At 70.0% G+C, this 20,874-nt stretch carries 16 protein-coding genes and 1 pseudogene; 10 read left to right on the top strand and 7 right to left on the bottom strand.

Annotated elements, in window-relative coordinates:
• Positions 1 to 13 precede the first annotated feature (13 nt).
• The 3 genes from E0500_RS22410 to E0500_RS22400 all read right to left on the bottom strand — a co-directional run bounded on the left by E0500_RS22410 (position 14) and on the right by E0500_RS22400 (position 3,044).
• Positions 14 to 1,348, bottom strand: a complete 1,335-nt coding sequence (locus E0500_RS22410) for a M20/M25/M40 family metallo-hydrolase (protein ID WP_131559826.1) — start codon at positions 1,346 to 1,348, stop codon at positions 14 to 16.
• Positions 1,341 to 2,174, bottom strand: a complete 834-nt coding sequence (locus E0500_RS22405; protein WP_131559824.1) for a M55 family metallopeptidase — start codon at positions 2,172 to 2,174, stop codon at positions 1,341 to 1,343. The genes E0500_RS22410 and E0500_RS22405 overlap by 8 nt, the downstream gene beginning before the upstream one ends.
• A 204-nt stretch (positions 2,175 to 2,378) precedes the next feature.
• Positions 2,379 to 3,044, bottom strand: coding sequence for a DUF4232 domain-containing protein (locus E0500_RS22400; RefSeq protein ID WP_131559822.1), 666 nt, complete (start codon positions 3,042 to 3,044; stop codon positions 2,379 to 2,381).
• 707 nt (positions 3,045 to 3,751) lie between these two features.
• Here E0500_RS22400 and E0500_RS22395 point away from each other — a divergent pair.
• The 10 genes from E0500_RS22395 (at position 3,752) to E0500_RS22350 (ending at position 13,974) form a co-directional block, all read left to right on the top strand.
• Positions 3,752 to 3,955, top strand: coding sequence for a terminal protein Tpg-like protein (locus tag E0500_RS22395; protein ID WP_131559820.1), 204 nt, complete (start codon positions 3,752 to 3,754; stop codon positions 3,953 to 3,955).
• 656 nt (positions 3,956 to 4,611) lie between these two features.
• On the top strand, positions 4,612 to 6,069 hold the full coding sequence (locus tag E0500_RS22390) for an ATP-binding protein (protein ID WP_131559818.1): 1,458 nt from the start codon (positions 4,612 to 4,614) through the stop codon (positions 6,067 to 6,069).
• Positions 6,070 to 6,071: 2 nt separating this feature from the next.
• Positions 6,072 to 6,485, top strand: a complete 414-nt coding sequence (locus E0500_RS22385; protein WP_131559816.1) for a roadblock/LC7 domain-containing protein — start codon at positions 6,072 to 6,074, stop codon at positions 6,483 to 6,485.
• On the top strand, positions 6,482 to 6,862 hold the full coding sequence (locus tag E0500_RS22380; RefSeq protein WP_131559814.1) for a DUF742 domain-containing protein: 381 nt from the start codon (positions 6,482 to 6,484) through the stop codon (positions 6,860 to 6,862). Before E0500_RS22385 ends, E0500_RS22380 begins: the two co-directional genes overlap by 4 nt.
• Positions 6,834 to 7,460: a GTP-binding protein gene (locus tag E0500_RS22375; RefSeq protein WP_399119666.1), complete on the top strand. Its 627-nt coding sequence runs from the start codon at positions 6,834 to 6,836 to the stop codon at positions 7,458 to 7,460. Before E0500_RS22380 ends, E0500_RS22375 begins: the two co-directional genes overlap by 29 nt.
• A gap of 17 nt (positions 7,461 to 7,477) precedes the next feature.
• Positions 7,478 to 8,752 carry a cytochrome P450 gene (locus tag E0500_RS22370; RefSeq protein WP_131559812.1) on the top strand — a complete coding sequence of 425 codons (1,275 nt, stop codon included), beginning with the start codon at positions 7,478 to 7,480 and terminating at the stop codon, positions 8,750 to 8,752.
• A gap of 162 nt (positions 8,753 to 8,914) precedes the next feature.
• Positions 8,915 to 9,997 carry a polyprenyl synthetase family protein gene (locus E0500_RS22365; RefSeq protein ID WP_131559810.1) on the top strand — a complete coding sequence of 361 codons (1,083 nt, stop codon included), beginning with the start codon at positions 8,915 to 8,917 and terminating at the stop codon, positions 9,995 to 9,997.
• 46 nt (positions 9,998 to 10,043) lie between these two features.
• A complete protein-coding gene (locus E0500_RS22360) occupies positions 10,044 to 11,657 on the top strand; it encodes a prenyltransferase/squalene oxidase repeat-containing protein (protein ID WP_131559808.1) in 1,614 nt (537 codons plus the stop codon).
• Entirely contained in the window at positions 11,654 to 13,015 is a 1,362-nt protein-coding gene (locus E0500_RS22355; RefSeq protein ID WP_165934871.1) for a cytochrome P450, read from the top strand. Before E0500_RS22360 ends, E0500_RS22355 begins: the two co-directional genes overlap by 4 nt.
• Entirely contained in the window at positions 13,012 to 13,974 is a 963-nt protein-coding gene (locus E0500_RS22350) for a terpene synthase family protein (protein ID WP_131559804.1), read from the top strand. Before E0500_RS22355 ends, E0500_RS22350 begins: the two co-directional genes overlap by 4 nt.
• A gap of 96 nt (positions 13,975 to 14,070) precedes the next feature.
• On the opposite strand, the gene E0500_RS22345 is transcribed toward E0500_RS22350, so the two are convergent.
• The 4 genes and pseudogenes from E0500_RS22345 to E0500_RS22325 form a co-directional block, all read right to left on the bottom strand.
• On the bottom strand, positions 14,071 to 14,268 hold the full coding sequence (locus tag E0500_RS22345) for a hypothetical protein (protein WP_258572892.1): 198 nt from the start codon (positions 14,266 to 14,268) through the stop codon (positions 14,071 to 14,073).
• Positions 14,269 to 14,677: 409 nt separating this feature from the next.
• Entirely contained in the window at positions 14,678 to 15,403 is a 726-nt protein-coding gene (locus E0500_RS22340) for a class I SAM-dependent methyltransferase (protein ID WP_131559800.1), read from the bottom strand.
• Positions 15,404 to 15,526: 123 nt separating this feature from the next.
• Entirely contained in the window at positions 15,527 to 18,007 is a 2,481-nt protein-coding gene (locus tag E0500_RS22335; protein WP_131559798.1) for a SpoIIE family protein phosphatase, read from the bottom strand.
• 218 nt (positions 18,008 to 18,225) lie between these two features.
• A pseudogene (locus E0500_RS22325) lies at positions 18,226 to 20,684 on the bottom strand (MFS transporter).
• Positions 20,685 to 20,874: the final 190 nt, after the last annotated feature.

Below are 20,874 nucleotides of genomic sequence, written 5' to 3'. Positions count from 1 at the left end.
TTCCCTGTCGTCCCTAGGCCGTCCGCAGGAAGCGGTCCAGGACATCTACCCCGAAGTGCAGTGCTTCGACCGGTACGCGCTCGTCGACACCGTGGAAGAGTGCCCCGTAGTCGTAGCCCTCCGGCAGCTTCAGCGGCGAGAACCCGTAGCCGGTGATGCCGAGGCGTGAGAACTGCTTGGCGTCCGTGCCGCCCGACATGCAGAACGGCACCACGTGGCCCTCGGGCGCGAACTCCTCGACGGCGGACCGCATCCGTGCGAACGTCGCCGATTCCACGGGTGACTGGAGGGCCGCCTCGCGGTGGTGGAACTCCCAGTCCACGTCGGGTCCGGTGAGCCGGTCGAGGGTCGTACGGAACTCGTCCTCGCCGCCGGGCAGATACCGGCCGTCAACGTACGCGACGGCCTCCCCGGGGATCACGTTGACCTTGTACCCGGCGTCCAGCATGGTCGGGTTGGCGCTGTTGCGGACGGTCGGCTCGACCAACGCGGCGGCCGGGCCGAGCTTGCCGAGGAGTCCGTCGACACCGTCGGGGTCGTCGAGGTCGGGCTCGATCCCGTACAGGGCGGCCAGTTCGGTGAGGGCTGCGCGCACGGTCGGGGTGAGCCGGACGGGCCACTCGTGGGCGCCGATGCGTGCGATGGCCTCCGCCAGCCGGGTGACCGCGTTGGCGCGGTTCACCTTGGAGCCGTGGCCCGCCCGCCCGCGCGCGGTGAGCTTCAGCCAGCCGGTGCCGCGCTCGCCCGCCGCGATGGGGTAGATCTGCCGTCCGGAGCCGTCGTGGAAGGTGAACGCACCCGATTCGCTGATGCCCTCGGTGCAGCCCTCGAAGAGTCCGGCGTGCTCGTCGGCGAGGAACCCGGAGCCGTCCTCGGCGCTCGCCTCCTCGTCGGCGGTGAAGGCGATGACGAGGTCGCGCCGGGGCCGCACCCCGAGCCGTGCCCAGGCGCGCACGACCGCGAGGATCATCGCGTCCATGTTCTTCATGTCGACGGCGCCCCGCCCCCAGACGACGCCGTCGCGGATCTCCCCGGAGAACGGGTGCACGCTCCAGTCCTCCGCCTGGGCCGGCACCACGTCCAGGTGACCGTGGACGAGCAGCGCGTCGGCGGACGGGTCGGTGCCCTCGATGCGGGCGACGACGTTCGTGCGGCCCTTGGTGCGCTCCAGCAGGGTGGGCTCCAGACCGGCCCCGGCCAACTGCTCGGCGGCGTACTCGGCGGCCGGGCGCTCCTGGCAGTCCCCGCCGCCGCGGTTGGTGGTGTCGATGCGGATGAGGTCGGAGGTGAACCGTACTACCTCGTCGAGCGCCTCCTCGTCGACGTGTCCTCGTGTGCTGTCAGCCATACTGTTCCTCCACCGCGGCCGAAACGATCGTGGTGACCGCCTTGAACGTGCGAATGCCCTCGTACATGGTCGCGCTGGTGTAGGCGACCTTCCGCTCTCCGACGCGGTCCACGCCCGGGACGACGGTGGCCGCCATCGCCAGGTGCTCCGCGTCGAACTCCAGCGCCACGGTGAACGGCCCGCCGACGGCCGGTTCGTGACGCACCGCCAGCGATGCCGCCTGCTTGGCCGCCGCGCGGATGTCGGCGGCCGTTCTGGCCGGTGTCCGGCACACCGCCGCGTACCGCGACACATGGTCCTTTACCGCGACCTTGAGCGCCTCGGGAGCGTACCCGAGGGCGTCCTCGCAGGCCACGTCGTCGCCGGTGACAAGGACGACGGGGACGCCGTACTCGGCGACGACGTGCGCGTTCAGCAGGCCCTCACTCGCCCGTACGTCATTGACCCACACCCCGGTGATCGAGTTCGCGAGGTAGGTGTGGGCGAGGACGCCCTCCATGCCGGCGCCCGCGTGGTAGCCGACGAACGCGATGCCGTCCACGTCCCCGTGCTGCACGCCCTCGACCATGGACAGGGACTTGTGGCGTCCGGTGAGCATCTGGGCGCGCTCGTCGAGCCGCTCCAGCAGCAGGTTGCGCATGGACCAGTGCGCTTCGTTGATCAGTACCTCGTCGGCTCCGCCGTCGAAGAAGCCGAGCACCGCCGCGTTCACGTCCGAGGTGAACATCGACCGGCACCGCTCCCACTGCGGTGTCCCCGGCAGCACGTCGCCCGGCCAGGTCACACCGGTGGCGCCTTCCATGTCGGCGCTGATGAGGATCTTCATACTGCTTCACGTTACGCGTCGGCGGGGGATGTCGCCGACCGGCACCCGGAACCTCCCGCAACCCACCAGTGCCTCGGCGGCGTGTGCGGCAGGACGCCCTCGGAGGCCGGCCGGTACATCACCTGGCGAAGCGTGTCCTTGGGTGGGGCGTACAGCTCAACGATCTGTCTCACAGGCCGGAACGTGAAGCGCAGGGCGTACGGGTCAGCTCGCCCCGCCCTGGCCGGCGCTGCCCATCGGGCCGACCTTGACGGGGGAGCCGGCGCCGTCGGTGACGGGCAGGGTGGCGGCGCCCGGCCATTCGAGGGAGAACGACTTCGTCTCGTCCGGCGGGGTCACCACAAGGGCGGTGACGCTGACGCCGGAGCCGCCCGAGTCGTTGATCGGGTAGGTGACGCCGAAGTGCACCGACTCGCCATCCTTGAGGATCATCGGGCTGGACTCCTGGCCACTGCGTGTGGCGGACAGATCCCCCTCGCTGGTCTTCAGGTCGACGCCCGCGTATCCGGACAGGGCGCAGTCCGAACCGCCGCCGTTCACGAACGTGACCGCGACTGTGCCCTCGGTGTCGCCGTCGATGGTGCTGTCCTGCGCGGTGATGTCCAGGTCGTCGGTGCGGCACTTGCCGACCTTGGCGTTCGCGTCGGAGCCGCTCCCGGCGGCCGTGCCCTGCCCACCGGAGCCCTTTTCGCCACCCTGATCCGAACCACCCTGATCCGAACCGTCCGAGCCCGAACCGCCGCCCGTGGAAGACGCAGAGGACGCGGACGACCCGTCGCTCTGTGCCGTGCCGTCATCGCCGTTGCAGGCCGTGAGCGAGAGACCCGCAGCAACGGCCAGGGCAGCGAAGGTGAGCTTGCGAACGCGCATCGTTTCTTCCTCAGTCTCGGTTGGAGGTGCCCGCCGCTCGGTCCGGGTCGGTACCAGCGAGCGTTTCTGCACACCAGGACCCGCCCGACCCGGCGAACCGTTCCGCCCAACTGCTGCCTAGGACACCTCCGTTACACACACAGCCCTGCACACCGCGGACCATCACGGCGAAAACCGGGCCCCTCCCGTACCCCTGCCGTGCCCCTCCCCTGATGCCGTCCGGCCCAGGAAACGGGGCCCGGACACGGTGTCCCCCGGCACGTCGGGGCTCATCCGGCGGCCAGCCGTGACGCCGGTTCCGGCCACCAATCGGCACCATTTCGCGATCACCGCCCGCTGGGACAGACCCGTGACCCGGCGGATCTTGACCACGGTTGTCAGCGCCGGATCCTGGCCCGCGGACGCGGTGGTCGCCGCGTGCCCGAGGCCGACTGGGATCAACTGCGCAACGTCGGGAAAGGGCGGCGCCCCCACTCGCCGCCCTGGTGAAGGCGCTGCTTCACTGCCACCGCCCGGCACCGCCCGGCACGCGAAAGCGCTCGCCGTACGGCTTCCCGACGGACGCGTGGCGCTGTCCCAGCGGTGACCACGGCGCTCCCTTCCGTCGTCGCCGTGCGCCTGGTCCCCCAGACCGGGCGGGCGTTCACGAAGGCCGGCGGCACGATTCGGGTTCGCCGCGTTCGGCGGGCTCCTCGGACGATCCGCGGGTGCGGTGGATCACCCAGTACCTACCAGGAGAGGTCGCCCGGGAGTTGTTCGCCGCCCGGGACGCCGGCGCGGGCGAGCAGCAGCAGATGGTGATCCTCGCCCGCGCGCTGGGACACTCCTTTTTCCGCGACGGGAGCCGCCACACACACGGCCTGCACATCGCCTTCACTGACGTCGAGTTAGCCGACTTCTCGATCGGATGACTTCACCTCCGACCGGGGGGATTCGGCGAGGCATGTGGCCGACCCCGCGGGCGAGCCGGTTCAGCGCTGTTGTGGCCTTTCACGTACGACAGGCAGGGCGTCGTAGCGCCTGCCCTCCCGCCGGGCCTTCAGCCGTCTCGCCTGACCCGCATGCTGTCAGCCACGCCGCCGCCCGTCGCCGTGATCATCGATTGTGGCGAGGATGTGAAGCCCGGATGATCTCGCTTCTCCCTGGGTGATCCCAACGCCTTGCCGAGGCTGGCTTTGCAGGTCAACTCCCGTAAGATGAGCCGCGCTTCGGCGTAAGACATCGCCGAGATGCGGCAGGACTTGATGGCGGTAAGCACCTGCGTTCGCCGCCAGTCTGTAATGGAGTCCTGATCGACGGTGACTGAAAGTAGGACCGGCCCGGCGACTGTGCCAGAGGCCAACGACTGCGAGGCGCTTGAAGGCCCCGTGATGTGTGAGGGCCAACGACTTCCTTCATGTCGGGTCTTGCGCCGGACCGTCCGGGCCGGCAGGCGGTTTGCCGCATCGCAGCGCTTCGGCTCAACTTTCCGGTACCGCTCGGCTCCCACCGCCGTATGGGCGGCGAACTGCCGTCGATATCCGGAGACTTGCCCCTTTTCCTCTTAATCCCCTAGGACCCCTTTTCCGTGACCTCTCTCTCCGAACCCGAACTTGCGCTCGGCGCCGTGACTGCCGTCATCGCTGTCGTCGCACTGCTGCTGGCGCTCTTGTGCCGCAAACACGTGCGACACGGCAGGAAAATGGAAGCAGCTCTGAAGAGCTCCGAGGCGCGCGTGCTCGGCATGGAAACCGCCGCGAAGAGCGCTGAGGCGCGCGTGCAGTCCGCCGAGGCGGGCAGGCTCGGCGCCGAATCGCGTGCGGATGACGCGGAAGCTCGCGCGGGGATGTTCCGCGACGAGGTGAGTCATCTCGTCTCCGTTCGGCTTCCGGCCCTCGCGCTTCATCTGATCAGCTCTCACCATCCCGTTCCTGGGCTGCTGCACGAGGATGCGGCGGAGCCCAAGGATGTGGAACTCCTCGACTCCGTACTCGCGTTGGTTTCGGGGATTGCCCTGAAGGAACGTCGCCGCGTGGACGCTGCCGCCCGGGCTGCCCTGCGCGGCGCGAGCCAGGACTCGCAGGCTCTGTCCTACCGTCTGCAGACGGAGCTTGACGCCCTGCAGAAGGAGTTCACCGGGTCTCGGAGTCTGACGCACAAGGTGCTCACCGCCGACCACCTCAATGAGCAGAATCTGCGGCTCATCCAGCGGACCGCCATCGTGTGCGGGGCGTGGCCGGGGCACGTTCGCAAGGACACCTACGTGACCGAGATCGTCACGGGTGCCTCTTCCCGGCTGCGGGGCTTCGAGCGTGTCAAGATCAACTCTCGACTCGGAGCCAGCGACATCGGGATTGTCGGGCGTGCCGCCGAACCCATCGCTGTGGCCTGCACGGAGCTCATGGCCAACGCGCTGGAGCACTCCCGTGACGACCTCGCGGTGGATGTCAGTCTGGTCAAGACCGGGAACGGCAGCGTCTGCATCACGGTCGATGACGCGGGCAAGGGCATGACCCCGGAAGCAGTCGCCCGGGGTGCCCGCCTGATATCGGCCGAACAGCATGAAGTGATGCTCACCGAACTCGGTGACCCGCCCTCCCAGGGTTTCGCCGCCATCGGCCGCCTCGTCGCCGATCATGGCTTCCATGTATCCATCGATAACCCGTCTCCCTATGGCGGGGTGCGCGCTGTGGTGACCATCCCCCCGAACCTCCTGACCTCGATCGACGGGGAAGCCGCGCCGCCTTCTGTGATGGCGCCCCTGCCCGCCATGGCGCCCAGGGCCGACATTCGGCCCACCCCGGCCACCGATGACGCCCCAGCCGCCGATGACGCGGCGACTGTCTCGCGTCCGCGCACTCCCACTCCGGGCGCGGCGGCGGACTTGCCGCAGCGTCGCCGCCGGGTGCACGCCGCGCCGACCGGCGAAGTCGCCGCTCCCACGCACCGCGCCCCGGATCCGGAGCGGTCCCGCGACGCCTGGAGTGACTTCCAGAAGGGCCTCGAAAGCGGCCAGAACGGTACTGATTTGGAGGAAACGCAGTGACCATGCCCGACCGTGACAACGAGACTTGGTACTTGGCTCCCATCACCGAGATCCCCGGTGTCCGCCATGCCCTGATCATGACCCTCGACGGGATGGTCCAGGCCAGGTCCGAGGACCTCCCGAAGGACGCGGCGGACGGTATAGCCGCGATGACCTCCTCCCTGCACGCCGCTTCTCGCGCTGCTTCCATCCCGGCGCTGGAGGCCCCGGCGGACAGCCCCATTGAGACCGTCACGGTGAAGATGGCGGCAGGCACGTACATGGTGATGCCGGCCGGTGCCAACACCTTGATCGCGGCCGCGGGTGACGACTCGATGCCCATGGGGGTGGTCGCCCACACCATGGCCCGCCAGGCGATGAAGCTCGGGGAGCAGTTCATGTCCGTCTCCGCGCGTGTCAACGACGGCGCGTCATGAGCCGCGACAAGCACCAGCGGCGGCTGCTCCCGGCGTATCTGGCGACCGGCAGTGGTACCGCTTCGTTGCCCAGCACTCTCGATACGCTGACGGCCCTGCGTGCCAGTGGCCGTCCGCTCGCGTCGTACCACACACCGGTGCACCGGCGCGTCGTCGAGTTGGTGACCGACGGTTCCCTCACCGCGGTCGAGATAGCCGGCTATCTCTCCCTCCCCGTCAGTGTCTGCCTGATGCTCGCCGAGCAACTCGTCAGTGACGGCCTGTTAAACGCCAGCGTGCCCACCCCCGATGCTCTCGCCCCCTCGCGCGCCGGCAGGCCGTCGAGGCAACTCATGGAAGAGGTGCTGAGTGGACTCCAAGCCCTCCGTGTCGCCTGACCCGCGTCCCGCGTACCTGCCCGAGAGGGAGCACCAGAGGGTCAAGATCCTTGTCGCCGGTCCTATGGGCGTGGGCAAGACGACCGCGATCAAGACGCTGTCACAGATCCCCACGCTGCACACCGAAGAAGTCATGACGGACGCGGCGGTCGGGACCGACGATCTCAGCCTCGCCGGCCTGCGGGACAAGAAGACCACCACGGTCGGCATCGACTTCGGTCGACTGACCCTCCCGGGCGACCGGATCGTCCTGTATCTGCACGGAACTCCGGGGCAGCGCCGGTTCCTTCCCCTGTGGGAGGGGATCGCCTTCGGGGCTCTCGGTGCGCTCGTCCTGGCGGACACCCGGCGCCTGGACGAGTCCTTCGAGGTGATGGATCTCATCGAGGAGCGCGGTTTGCCGTACGCCGTGGCGGTCAATATCTTCCCTGACTCGCCCGACTACGACTTGGAGATCGTTCGCTCGAAGCTGGACCTGCACCCGGACACCCCACTGGTCACCTGTGATGCCCGAGAGATGAACAGCAGTCTCAACGCGCTCATCGAACTGACCGCCCATTCCATATCTTCTGTCGGCGTCGGAGTCGGAGCCTCGTGAGCATCACACCACCAGCCGTGACCGCTGTGCCCCTGCACGGGCCCGAGCACGCGGCCGATCCGCAGCGAAGCTACGAACTGCTGCGGCTTCAGGGGCCTGTCGGCCTCGCGGAGATCGCACCTGGTGTCGTTGTCCATCTGGTGACCGACTACCGGGCGGCGCTCGACCTCCTGCAGGACACCGACACATGGACCAAGGACACCCGGAGCTGGCTGCCGCAAGTTCCCGAGAACAGCCCGATCAGACCGTTGGTGGAGTGGCGGCCGAGCCTCTTCTTCGCGGACGGTGAAGAGCACGCGTATCTGCGCAAGGTGATCACGGACAGCTTCGGACTCCTTGATCCGTACGATGTTCGTGTTCTGACGTTCCGTCATGCCGACCGGCTCCTCCAGGATTTCGCCGCTGCCGGAACGGTCGACCTGGTCAGCCAGTACGCACAGCAGCTGCCCCTGATGGTCTTCAACGCACTGTTCGGCATGGGGGACGAATACGGTCCCCAGCTTGTGCGGGCTCTCTCCGCGATGATGGACACCGATCCGGAGAAGAAGGCAGAAGGCGCCCAGTCGTTCGGCGCATACCTGCAGACCCTGTATCAGACCAAGGCCGCACAGCGCGGCCATGACCTGACCTCCTGGTTCATCGACCATCCCAACGGGCTGAACCAGGAAGAGGCGATCAACCAGATCCTCATCACCCTGGGCGCGGGGAACGAGCCGACGGCCAACCTCATCGCGAACACATGCGTCCGGATGCTGAGTGACGACCGGTACTACGGCACGCTCACCACCGGAAGTCTGCCCATCCAGCACGCCATCGACGACGCTCTGTGGAACGACTCGCCGCTGGCCAACTACAGCTTCCACTTCCCCAAGGAGGACATCACCTTTCACGGCACACGCATTCCCGCCGGCTCCCCGGTCATGGTCTCGTACGCCGCCGCCAACACCTGCCCGCACGCCGGGGCGCCGTCCGACGGCTACCGCTCGGGAACCAAGGCGCACCTGGCCTTCGCCGCCGGCCCCCATACCTGTCCGGCCCGCGACCTCGCCCTGCTGATCGCGACCGCCGCGATCGAGAGACTCGCCAGCTACCTGCCGGACATCGAACTCGCCGTCTCCCCGGATCAGCTGACCTACCGCGACGGAGCCATCCACCGGACGCTCACCTCGCTCCCTGCCCGGTTCACTCCGCTGACCCCCGACGCCAACGGCGCCACCCCCTGGAGCCGGAACTCCCCCAGCCCCAAGACGGACACGGGGCCTCCCCAACGGCAGGCAACCGCGAGTCGGTGACCTCTTCCTAGCCTGCTCATCCACACCGCGTCGCGGTGGTGCCACCCGGCGGTACGACGGCACCACCGCGACACTCGCGGGAAAAAGCACTGTCTCCGGCCCCATCCCTCTGCCCGAACGGAATCGCAACGACGGTTCTTGACCGAAAGAGGATCACCACCGATGACGGATACACTCCCCGGCACCAGCCTGCCGGGCCTCTCCTCCGTACGACACAAGGTGGGCGCGGCTCTCACTGGATTCCTGGATGCCAAGGACCAAACCGCGCCGGGAACCGAACTGCTTCACCTGACCACAACCCTGCGCGGGCTTCTCTCCAGCGGGAAACGGCTTCGAGCCGTGTTGTGCGTGTACGGATGGCAGGCCGCCGGAGCCACCGGAGAGATAACGGCCGCCATACGCGCGGCGGCCAGCCTCGAACTCTTCCAAGCGTTCGCCCTGGTGCACGACGACGTGATGGACGACAGCGATGTCCGCCGCGGTCAGCCGTCCGCCCACCGCGCGCTCGCCGCCGCGTACACCGACAGCGGCGGTCCGCACGGCCGCGCCGAGGCACACGGTATGGGCGCGGCTGTCCTGCTCGGCGACCTGGCACTGGTGTGGTCCGACGAACTCCTCCACACCGCGAGCCCCGCCCCGAGCCAACTCGCCACGCTGCTCCCCCTGGTGGCCGAGATGCGCAGCGAAGTCATGTACGGCCAGCTCCTGGACCTTCAGACCACCGGCCGACTGACCGGTGACGTCGAAACAGCACTGCGCGTCATCCGTTACAAGACCGCCAAGTACACCATTGAACGTCCCCTGCACATCGGGGCGGCCCTGGCCGGAGCCACGCAGCCCATGCTCGACGCGTGCACCGCCTTCGGTATCCCACTAGGAGAAGCGTTTCAGCTGCGCGACGACCTGCTCGGCGTGTTCGGCGATCCCGCCAAGACCGGCAAATCGATCCTGGACGACCTGCGCGAGGGCAAGGCCACCGTACTGATGGCTCTGGCGGTCCAACGGGCGTCTCCCACCGAACTCACGACCTTGCGCAGGCTCGTCGGCCGAAGCGACCTGAACGAGGACCAAGCCTCCCAGGTCCGCGAGATCCTGGACGCGACCGGCGCCAGGCAGACAGTGGAAGAAATGATCACCACGCGCCGGAACGCCGCCCTCACCGCTCTGGACGAGGCTCCCTTCACCGAAGCAGCCACCGCCCGACTGCGCCAGATCGCCCTGACCGCCACGGAACGGCAGGCATGACCGCCCGCCCGTACACCCGTCACCGGAACCGTGAGGTGGAAAGCACATGAGCGGCACGGCCGTGAGCACAACCTACGTCGAACAGGCCGCACGCCTGGTGGCCAAGACCGATCAGGACCCGTGGGGCAGCGTCCGCCCCTCCCTGTACGAGACCGCCCGGGTCATCTCGGCGGCCCCCTGGCTGCCCGGGGAACCGCGCCGTGTCGCCTATCTGCTGCAGGAGCAGGCGTCCGACGGCAGTTGGGGCGAAGGACCTGAACGCTACCGGCTTCTGCCGACGCTCAGCGCGGTGGAAGCGGCGCTCGCGGTCCTGCGGCGAGGCTCTACGTCCGCGGAGGTCACCCGACGGCTCGCGACCGCCGTGGACAGGGGCCTGGCCGCGCTACGCGCGTTGCCGTCGGCAGGACCGTGGCCCGACACCGCCGCGGCCGAAATCCTTGTCCCCAGCCTCATCGCGAAGATCCACGATCACGTGGCCCTCACCGCCGAGGACGAGATACCGGGCCTCGGAGGATGGCGCCCGGGGCCCGGCCCCACCATCCCCCGAGGCTATGACCAGGCCGCGCCCGCGTACGTGGCGAAGCGGTGCGCCTCGGCGGGCAGCCTCCCCGTCAAGCTTCACCACACGTTCGAAGGCGTGGCCGGGTACCTGCCTCAGGCGCTCATACCCGACGGGCAGGACCTGCTGGGCAGTTCTCCGGCCGCCACCGCCGCGCGAGCCTGGGCATCGCCGACACTCACGGCGGGAGCCGTGGCGGCCCTTGAACCCGTGGCGCGGCGCTACTCGGGTCTGTTCCCCGAGGCGGCCCCGATCCTCGTCTTCGAGCGTCTGTGGGTCGCCGCCGCGCTGGCTCGCGTCCACCTGCCGGCCGCTGCCCTGCCCACCATCCGGCGGTGGACCGCCGACATCTACGACCCCCAGGGAGTACGCGGCGCGCCCGGCCTCATGGTGGACGCCGACGACACCGCCATGGCCGTGCTGGTGGCCACGCTCGTCGGCCTGCCGTACACCCCTGAGCCGCTCGACCTGTTCCACAACGGCAGCCACTACGACTGTTACATCGGCGAGGACACCGGATCGATCACGGCGAACGCCCACGCTCTCCAAGCGCTGGGCAGCTACCTGCGCCGTCACCCCGAAACACAGCACACCTACGGCCCTCGTACGGACAAACTGCGCGACTGGCTCATCAGCCAGCAGCAGCCCGAAGGACCATGGCCCGACAAATGGCATGCCTCCCCCTATTACGCCACCATGCGGTGCGTGACCGCGCTCGCGCGGTACGGCGGAGTCCACGCGTCCACGGCCGTCGAAGCGGCCGCCGCCTGGACGGTGGAAACCCAGCACGACGACGGTTCGTGGGGCATATGGGGCGGCACCGTCGAAGAGACCGCGTATGCCGCACAGATCCTGCTGTCCACCGCCACCCCCACGCGGCAGCCAGAGCAGGCTCGCGCACTGGACCGTGCCGAGACCTACTTGAACGCCGCAGCGGGCCGGGGCCACCGCCACCCGGCCCTGTGGCACGACAAAACCCTGTACGCACCCGACGCGATGATCGAAGCGGAAGTGCTCGCGGTACGGGAGACGCTGCGGACACGCCACGGCGTCAACCGGCCAGGGGCCACGCACACGGACGCGGAAAGGACCGAAGCGTGACAGCCAGCATGAACGTTCCGCCAGTCGCACCCGGGAAGCTGCCGCTCATCGGACACGCCGTGCCCCTGATCAGGGACCGTCTGGCGTTCATCCAACGTCTGCGCACCTACGGCCCCATCGTCCGCGTCACCGTCGGCCCGAAGACCCTGACCGTGGTCAACTCGCCCGAGCTGATGCACAAGATGCTCACCAGCCAGGCCGACCAGTTCACCAAAGGGCTGCTCTTCGAAAAGCTCAAGCTCTTCGGCAAGGACGCCCTGCCGGTCGCGGAAGGCAAACCGCACCTGCGCCGGCGCCGCATGATGCAGCCGGCCTTCCACCGCGAGCAGATCGCCGGCTACGTCACCACCATGCGCGACACCGTTGAGCCGTACATCACGAGTTGGCACGACGGAACCCCGCTGGACCTGAAGACCGAGATGCAGCTGATGACCCAGGGCGTCGTCATGTCAGCCCTGTTCTCCTCGTCCCCCGAGCGCGAACCCGCCCACACGATCCTCCACAGCGTCGACACCGTCTTCAGGACCGCCATTCAGCGTGCCCTGATGCCCGTCTCCGCGCTGGAACGGCTCCCCATCCGGCGCAACCGAAAGGCCAAGGCCGCCGCCACCGCGCTGCGCGGCGCGGTCGCCGACATCATCACGGAACACCGCACGAACCCCGGCGCGTACGACGACATCGTGTCGCTGCTCCTGACCGCCCAGGACGAAACCGGCGCGACACTGCCCGACGACGAGATCCTGTCCGAGGTCACCGGGCTGCTCGCCGCGGGCTCCGAGACCACCGCGGTCGTCCTCGCCTGGCTGTTCCACGAACTGGGCCGGAACCCGGACCTGGAGCGCCAACTGCACGAGGAAGTCGACCCCGTGCTCGCCGAAGGCCCGCTCACCGTCGACAAGATTTCCCGCCTGCCCTTCACCCGCAGGCTCGTCAGCGAGACGCTGCGTCTGTACAGCCCCGCGTGGCTCGTGACCCGGCGGACCATCGCGCCCGTGACCCTCGGCGAGTTCAGCCTGCCCGCCGGGGAGGACGTGATCTGGAGCGCGTACGCACTGCACCGGGACCCCGGCCTCTATCCCGATCCGCTGCGCTTCGACCCCGACCGCTGGCTGCCCGAGCGTCCCCAGCCGCCCAAGGGAGCCTTCATCCCCTTCGGTTCCGGCAAACGTATGTGCATGGGGGACGCGTTCGCCTGGACCGAGGCGACCATCATCACCGCGATGGTCGCGTCCCGATGGCGGCTGCGGCCGATCCCCGGCTCCACCGTACGGCCGGTCGGTGCGATCACCACGCACCCCTCGTCCCTCCACATGGTCCCCGAGGCCAGGCAGCACGCCCTCACAGGGATGGCCCGATGACCGACGCGACCCGCACGATCCCCCGTGTCCTGCCCATGCCCGACCTGCGGGACTCCTTCCCCGGGCCCTTCCCGGCCAGCCCCTACGCCGACGACATCGAGCAGCACGCCGCCCGGTGGCTGCACACCTTCCCGCTCGTGACCTCACCACGCGCACGGAGCGCCCTGTCCAACATCACAGGCCAGGGCATGGCCCGCACTTTCCCGACGGCCGACCTGGACGACCTTCTGCTCTGCGCCGACCTGTTCCTGTGGCTCACCGCGTTCGACGACGCGCACGGTGAGGCCACGGGAGCCCGCGACCCGGCCCTTCTGGTCCGGCAGATCAGTGAGAGCGTCCACCTCCTGGCAGGCCACGAGGAGCCACCGACCGGGCCCAGCGTCTTCGGTGCCGCGCTGCACGACCTTCTGGCCCGGCTCCGGCAACGGGCCGCGCCCACGCAGTATCTGCGGATCACCGCACACCTGCGGGACAACCTCTTCGGCATCCTCTGGGAGGCGCATCACCTCGACCGACCCGACCACGTCACCTTGCCCGATTACCGTGCGATGCGCCCTCATACGGTCTTCGTGCGAACCCTCATGGCGACCGCGGAACTCATGCTCGGGTACGAACTCACCGAGCAGGAGCGGTCCTTGGCGTCGGTGCGCGAACTGGAGACGGCCGTCGCGGACCTCGCCGGCTGGATCAATGACCTCGCCTCGTACGCGAAGGAGACAGCTCACGAAGGGCCGGGCCAGCTCGGCCTTCCCACGCTGCTGATGCGAGAGCACGCGTGTGACCTCGAAGAAGCGTTCCGGCGGGCCTCCCGCATGTGCGAACAGCGGGCCGCGGTGGCCGCCGCCCGAATCGCCGAACTGACTGCCGGTCAAGGGCCGCTCGCCGATCACGCGCGGGCCGCCAAGTCCATCGCATCCTCGTATGCCTGGCACATCCATCACTCCCGCTACCAGATATAAGCCTCGGGCTGCGCGCTGGGTGGCCTTGGCCTGTTCAGAACCGCCACGGGCCCCGGATCGGATGATCCGGGGCCCGTGGGTGGGCACATGTCGTCGTCAGCCCGCGGCGAGCTGGACGCCACCGCCGAGGCCGGCGGCGTGGACGCCCGCGCCGAGGCCCGCGCCGACACCCTCGGCCGAGGCGCCGGCCGTGACGCCCGCACCGACGCCGGCGAGCGGCGTGTCGAGGAAGAGGCCGCCGGAGACGCCGGCCGCGAGACCGCCGGAGACGTTGTCCAGGTCGGCGTCGGACATCTCAGCAGTTGCAACCTGAGGAGTGAGGTTCATAACGCGCGGTTCCCTTCGCATGAGCAATTCCGAACGGCGAAGTCCGCCCGGTTCCCGAACCGGGAACCGGGCGGACTTCGCGATGAGCAGGATCAAAGCACGTCAGCGTAGGGACGGCCAGCCGCTCGGAGCCTGATCGGGGCTCTTGGCGAAAGCCGACGTCACCGGTGTGGCAGCACGGTGACCGAGCTCACCGGCACCTTCACACGGCCTGCCGTCCCGCTGCACGCACGACGGTTGCCACGGGCTCCGGCGATGGTCATCGTCGCGGGAGAACCCTCGTGCGGCGGCCCAGTCGTGACGACTGTCCGGTTTGCTTACGAAGTGCCGGTGAACGGTGTGCAGGTTTACCGGAGGTTGCCGCCTCCCCGTACCCTCATGCCGCGCGCCCGGCCACCACCCACTGCGCCGGCAACTCGACACGCGTGCCGTCGGGTGCGTGCTCGGTGGTGAGGAGGGACAGTTCGCCGCCGCCGAGGAGGGCGAGGCCGGCCGCGTTCAGGTACTCGGGGACCGCCTCGTCGGCCACCTCGCCCGGGGCGATGCCGTGCCTGAGGACGGGCGCCAGCTTGGACGGCGGCCCCTCGGTGCCGCGGGCCAGCCCCTGCAGCAACGGGCGGGCGGTTTCGGAGAGTTCGACGAGGAGGACCCGGCCGCGCTCGCCCACGAGGGTCGCGAGGCCGTCGGCGAGGGGCTGGCGGTCGTCGGGGTCGCACTGGTGCAGGACACCCCGCATGTAGACGTTGGCGTCGCCGAGTTCCGTGTGCAGCGCCTGGATCTCCGCCTTCTCCACCGCGTCGAGCTGCCGGTACCCGGCCTGTCCCGCGGGATCGGCGCGCCGGGCGTGGTCGAGCGCGGCGGCCGATATGTCGGCGCCGACGACGTGCCGGAAGCGGTCGGCCAGGAACCGTGTCTGGGTGCCGTTGCCGCAGCCGAGGTCCACCAGGGGCAGGCCCGGGTCCACCAGGTACGGCTCCAAGAGGGCTAGATGGACGCCCGCGGTCAGCGCGGGCTCCGCGTCCCAGAAGACGGCACCCTGTTCCTTGGGGGCCTCGCTCCAGAAGCCCTCCCAGGCTTCCCGGTACCGACTCGTCACACTCATGCCCACTCCCCGGATGCGACCGTGGCCCACCCGAGGTGGCGGACCAGATCGGGTGTATCGCGCCGGGGGTGATCCCACAAGCGCCCCGGCGCATTCGTTCGCGCCGGGGTGGGTGTCAGGGTGTCAGCGGGAGCGGCGCGGCGGCGTCAGCTCGAACCACACCGTCTTGCCGGTGCTGGTCCGGCTGGTCCCCCACTCCCGGGCCAGTGTGCTGACCACGCGCATCCCACGCCCGAACTCGTCGGCGGGGCCCGCGCTGAGCAGCGTCGGCAGGGTGGGGTCGTCGTCATCGACCTCGCACAGCAGCGTGTCACCCCGGACCAGACGCAGCGCGACCCGGCGGCCGTCCGCGTGCCGTACGGCATTGGTGACCAGTTCGCTGACCAGCGTCTCGGCGGTGTCCACGAGCGTGTTCAGGCCCCAGACATGGAGCTGTTCACGGACGGCGGCACGGGCCCTGCCGACCTCGGCCGGGTCACGGGCGAGCCGCCACTCGGCGACGTCCTCGGGTTCGATGCCGTTGAGCCTGGCCATCAGCAGGGCCACGTCGTCCTTGCGGCCGCCACGCGTGTTGAGGGCACGGATGATGGTGTCGCAGGCGTCGTCCATGGAGGCGGCCGGGTGGGCGGCGGACTCGCAGAGCGTGGCGAGGCCGACGCCGATGTCCTCGCCGCGCATCTCGACCAGGCCGTCGGTGCACATCACGAGCCGGTCGCCGGGCTCCACGCGCACGCGTACGGCCTCGAAGGGCACCCCTCCGACGCCGATGGGCGCGCCCGTGGGCAGGTCGAGCAGCCCACTGCTGCCGTCCTCGGCGCGGACCAGCACGGGTGGGATGTGGCCCGCGTTGGCGAGGTGCAGTTCGCTCGCGATCGGGTCGTAGACGGCGTACAGACAGGTCGCGAGGTAGTGCTCGCCGAGGCGCTGGGCGAGGTCGTCGAGGTTGCGCAGGAGCTGTGCGGGCGGCAGGTCGAGTCCGGCCATCGTCTGGACGGCCGTGCGCAACTGGCCCATCATCGCTGCCGAGTTCAGGCCGTGTCCCATGACGTCGCCCACGACCAGGGCGGTGCGGGCGCCGGGCAGCTTCACCGAGTCGAACCAGTCACCGCCGACGCGCCCCAGCAACGTACCCGGCAGATAGCGGGTGGCGATGTCGCAGCCCGGCATACGGGCCGCGATCTGCGGCAGCATGCTGTCCTGGAGCGTCTCGGCGACGTTCTCCTGGTACGTGTACATGCGCGCGTTGTCGAGGACGAGGCCCGCGCGGGCGGCGAGTTCGGCGCCGGTGACGCGGTCCATGTCGTTGAAGACCGGCCGCTCCGGGTGGCGCAGCAGGATCATGAAGCCGAGCACCACATTGCGCGCCTTCAGGGGCACGACCAGCATGGAACGGCCGGTGATCAGCGGCCGGATGTCACGCTTCTCGAACTGCGCGGCGATCGCGTGTCCCATCTCCTCGCTGATGCGCGGCACGAGGACGGGCTCGCCGGTGGTCATGCACTGGAAGAACGGCGTGTGCGCGGGGAAGGGCATGGCCTCGCCGACCGGGACGACATCGTCCCAGCGCCCCGGCTCGTCGGTGTGCTCCAGGGCCACGCGGTGCCACATGGTGGTCGTGTCGGGCACACCGTCGGGGAAGCCCTCACCGGCGACGACCTGTTCGCGCAGATAGGTGCCCGCGACGTCGGTGAAGCGCGGTACGACGGCCTTGCTGACCTCGATGATGGTCCGGGAGAGGTCGAGGGAGGTACCGATGCCCGAGCTGACCTCGTTCAGGAACTCCAGGCGCTCGCGCACGGCGGCGTACTCAAGGTCCTCGCCCTCGTCCTGGAGGTCCTCCGGTACGGGCATGCCCGCGGCGACGGCCCGCGCGGCCCGCTCGCGGCGCGCCTTGCGCTCGGCCCGGCGCGGGACGCCCCAGTCGGGGGTGACCGGCACCCGGTCGTTCTGGCTGAACTCCAGTACGGGATAGCCGAGTTCCAGGATCTGGGCGACGATGCGGGCACTTTCGCCGACGCTCACGCTGGGCAGGATCTCGGGAAGCCTGCGGGCGAGTTCCTCCGCGCCGGGGAAGTCGGTGTGCAGGGCGAAGCCGGGGGCGATCCGCTCCACGGAGACGTCACCGTCCTCGCCTTCGAGCCGAGTCCCGTCCGCGTCGGCCGCGAGCACGAGCAGCCGTTCCCGCCCGGGTCCGACCAGCGGGTACGCCCACCACAGTACGTCGACGCGGCCGCGGCCCCGGTCCCGCTCCGGAACGGTGAGCCGGGCACGCCCGGCGGCCGGGTAGGAGAGCCGTCCGTCGAGGGACGACTCCAGGCCGGGGCCGAGTCCGTCGTACGCGGCGTACGACCCGTACTCGGCGGAGTCGTCGGGCTCGGGCAGCGCACCGGACACGGGGAGCAGGTCCACGGCGGGGCGGCCCACCGCGTCCTCCTTGGCGGCACCGAACAGCCGGCGCGCGCCGGTGCTCCAGTGCGAGACGAGCCCCTCGCGGTCGACCACGACCACAGCCAGCGGGATGCGGCCGACGGTGACGTGCCCCGCCGTCTCGCCGCCCCCGCCCCCGCGGCTGGGAGGTGTGCCGCGCTCTCCGCCACGGTCCATGACCCAGGCCCTCTCTCCCCACGGCTCCGCAAGATCTGTGCCGCCGTCACTACCGTACGGCCACGTCCGGTCGCGATGTGTGGCAATACGTGAATTGGCCTCGGGGTCGCCTCCGGCGCGCGGACACCGGCGCACGGCTCGGCCGCGCATCCGCTCTCACGTGGGCGGCACGTGCACGACCACCGGTTGAAGGCACCGTCAGTCCTCGTCGGCCCTCGTCAGTCCTCGTGCCTCAGTTGCAGGTCGCGTTCCGTCCTGCCGTCACCCGCGATCTCCAGGGCCGTGGCGACGGGTGGGTAGCCGGACGCGATGACCGTGTACTCGCCGGCGGCGAGGCCGTCGAAACGGAAGCCTCCGTCGGTGCCGGTGGTGAGCGTGCCGACGACGGTGCCGGTGGCGTCGAGAAGGGTGACGCGGGCGTCCTCGACGGGGCGTCCGCCGGCGGCGCGGACCGTGCCGCACAGGACGGCGCCGCCCGCGAGTTCGATGTCCTGACGGGTCTCGCGGGCGGCCTGGACGGTGACGGGGAGGGCGGCCGGGCGGAAGGTGTGCGCGCCGGCGGCGAGTGTGTACACGCCGGCCGCCACCTCCGTGATGAGGTACCCCCCTTCGCTCCCGCTGCGGGTGGTGGCGACGACCTGTCCGTGGACGTCGGTGAGCGTGACGGTCGCGTCCCGCAGGGGTCGCCCGTCCGCGGTGATCACACGCCCCGCGAGCCGTCCCGCGCCGCCGAGCACCACGTCGAGCTCCACCGGCCGCTCGCCCAGCGTCACGGTCACCGCGAGCGGCTGGTGGCCGCCGGCCGCCGCGATGAGCATGTACGAACCGGCCCCGGGCGTGGCCAGCGCGTACCGCCCGTCCTCTCCGCTGGCGCCGCGCCCGATCTGCTGTCCGAGCACGTCGATGAGGGTGAGCGCGGCTCGGGGCACGACGGTGCCGTCGTGGTTCCGGACGATGCCTTGGACGGGGACGGCGGTGGGGTGTGGGGATCGGGCGTGGGGAACGGGGGCGGGCAGTACGGGGGTGGGAGGTGCGGGGTTGGGAAGTGCGGGGATGGGGGTGCCGGGACGGGAGACGTGGGGTCGGGAGATGCGGCGTTGGGCGGTACGGCGTTGGGCGGTACGGCGTTGGGCGGTACGGCGTCGTGGGGCACCAGTGGCCTCCCCTTGAGGAAGAAGGCGAGGAGCACACCGAGGACCAGCAACGGCACGAGGTACAGGAAGATCCGCGGCAAGGTGTCGGCGTACGCCCCGACGTGGTTGTGCGTCAGGCCGGTGCCCGCGCGCGTGGGCCCTCGGTCGGCGGCCTGCCCTCGGTCGGCGGCCCGGGTCGCGAGGAGCGCGCCGCAGACGGCCACGCCGACGCTGCCGCCGATCTGCCGGAGGTAGCTGTTCGCGCTGGTCGCGGCCTGGACGTCGGCGGGGCGCACGGAGTTCTGCAGGGCGAGGACCAGGACGGGCATCACCATGCCGATGCCGGCGCCGAGGACAGCCGTCCAGACGCCGTAGTGCAGCCGGGGCGTGTCGGCGTCGAGGCGGGAGAGGAGCCACATGCCGACGGCGGCGAGGGCGGTGCCGAGGATCGGGTAGGTCCGGTAGTGCCCCGTGTGGCTGATGAGTTGGCCGGCGACGACCGACGCGCCGACGATGCCGGCCGTCATCGGCAGCATGAGCAGCCCGGACTCGGTGGCCGAGGCGCCGTCGACCAGTTGCAGGAAGGCCGGCAGACAGCTCCCCGCCACGAACAGCGCGGCCCCGATGACCAGGCCCACGAACCCGGTGACGATGAACACGGAGTCCTTGAACAGCCGCAGGGGGAGCAGGGGTTCGGGGGCGTGGTGCTCGACGACCAGGAAGAGGACGGTCGCGCCGACGGCTCCCGCAGCCAGGCCCCGGATGATCTCTGAGCCCCAGGCGTACTCGGTGCCGCCCCAGGCGGCCGGCAGCACCAGGCAGGTGGAGGCGGCGGCGAGCAGCAGCGCTCCGAGGACGTCGAAGCGGGCCTTCGGCCCGGGCTTGGGCCCGGGCTTCGGCAGGTTCAGTGCGAGGGTGACGGCCGTCAGGGCCATGAGCCCGAAGGGTACGTTGCCGTAGAAGCACCACCTCCAGGAGAGGTGGTCCGTGACGTAGCCGCCCAAGAGGGGGCCGGCGACGGAGGCGAGGCCGAACGCCGCGCCGGCGAGGCCCACGAAGCGACCGCGATTACGGGCGGGCACGATGTCCGCCATGATCGCCTGTACGCCGATCAGCAGGCCGCCCGCGCCGACGCCCTGGAGTGCGCGGAAGGCGATGAGCTGGTCCATCGTGCGTGACCAGCCGGAGAGCGCCGAGCCGACGATGAAGACGACGATCGCGAACTGGAAGGCGCCCTTGCGCCCGTACAGGTCGCCGCACTTGCCGTAGACGGGCAGGGCGATGGTGGCGGTGAGCAGGTTCGCGGTGATCGCCCAGGACATACGGTCCAGACCGTGCAGTTCGGCGGCGATCTTCGGGAGCGCGGTGGCCACCGTCATCTGCTCCAGCGCGGCGAGCAGCAGCGCGAGCACGAGCCCGAGGAACACCAACCGGACGCGGTGCGGGGCGAGTTGACCGGAGGGGGGCTCGGGTGGGGGTGTTGTCCGCGGGGGTGCGGTGGTCGGTTCGGCCTCGTCGGCCTGCGTCAGAGTGATCCCGCCCACGTGCCGCTCCCCTCGTCGCACCTGCTGCGCGATTCCCGCGTTACGCGACAACTGCGAGCAAGCGCGACGAGTTACGGCGGACCGTGGGGTGCTGAGGGCGATCCACCCGAACCGGTGAGGTCGGGCGCCGACGGTTTGCTGGTGGGTCGGGGCGGCCTCGGCGGCTTTCCCACCGTGCTGGCCCGAGTGC

The organism is Streptomyces sp. KM273126 (assembly GCF_004337435.2).
Taxonomy (GTDB): Bacteria; Actinomycetota; Actinomycetes; order Streptomycetales; family Streptomycetaceae; genus Streptomyces; species Streptomyces acidicola.
The sequence above is the reverse complement of the archived record's forward strand: the minus strand, read 5'-3'. Positions and strand labels throughout refer to the sequence as shown.

Excerpts from the sequence above, each read along its gene's own strand:
- E0500_RS22385 (WP_131559816.1), top strand. The coding sequence starts at position 6,072 with ATGCCCGACCGTGACAACGAGACTTGGTACTTGGCTCCCATCACCGAG.
- E0500_RS22380 (WP_131559814.1), top strand. The coding sequence starts at position 6,482 with ATGAGCCGCGACAAGCACCAGCGGCGGCTGCTCCCGGCGTATCTGGCG.
- E0500_RS22365 (WP_131559810.1), top strand. The coding sequence starts at position 8,915 with ATGACGGATACACTCCCCGGCACCAGCCTGCCGGGCCTCTCCTCCGTA.
- E0500_RS22400 (WP_131559822.1), bottom strand. The coding sequence starts at position 3,044 with ATGCGCGTTCGCAAGCTCACCTTCGCTGCCCTGGCCGTTGCTGCGGGT.
- E0500_RS22345 (WP_258572892.1), bottom strand. The coding sequence starts at position 14,268 with ATGTCCGACGCCGACCTGGACAACGTCTCCGGCGGTCTCGCGGCCGGC.
- E0500_RS22405 (WP_131559824.1), bottom strand. The coding sequence starts at position 2,174 with ATGAAGATCCTCATCAGCGCCGACATGGAAGGCGCCACCGGTGTGACC.
- E0500_RS22340 (WP_131559800.1), bottom strand. The coding sequence starts at position 15,403 with ATGAGTGTGACGAGTCGGTACCGGGAAGCCTGGGAGGGCTTCTGGAGC.
- E0500_RS22410 (WP_131559826.1), bottom strand. The coding sequence starts at position 1,348 with ATGGCTGACAGCACACGAGGACACGTCGACGAGGAGGCGCTCGACGAG.
- E0500_RS22335 (WP_131559798.1), bottom strand. The coding sequence starts at position 18,007 with ATGGACCGTGGCGGAGAGCGCGGCACACCTCCCAGCCGCGGGGGCGGG.
- E0500_RS22350 (WP_131559804.1), top strand. The coding sequence starts at position 13,012 with ATGACCGACGCGACCCGCACGATCCCCCGTGTCCTGCCCATGCCCGAC.
- E0500_RS22360 (WP_131559808.1), top strand. The coding sequence starts at position 10,044 with ATGAGCGGCACGGCCGTGAGCACAACCTACGTCGAACAGGCCGCACGC.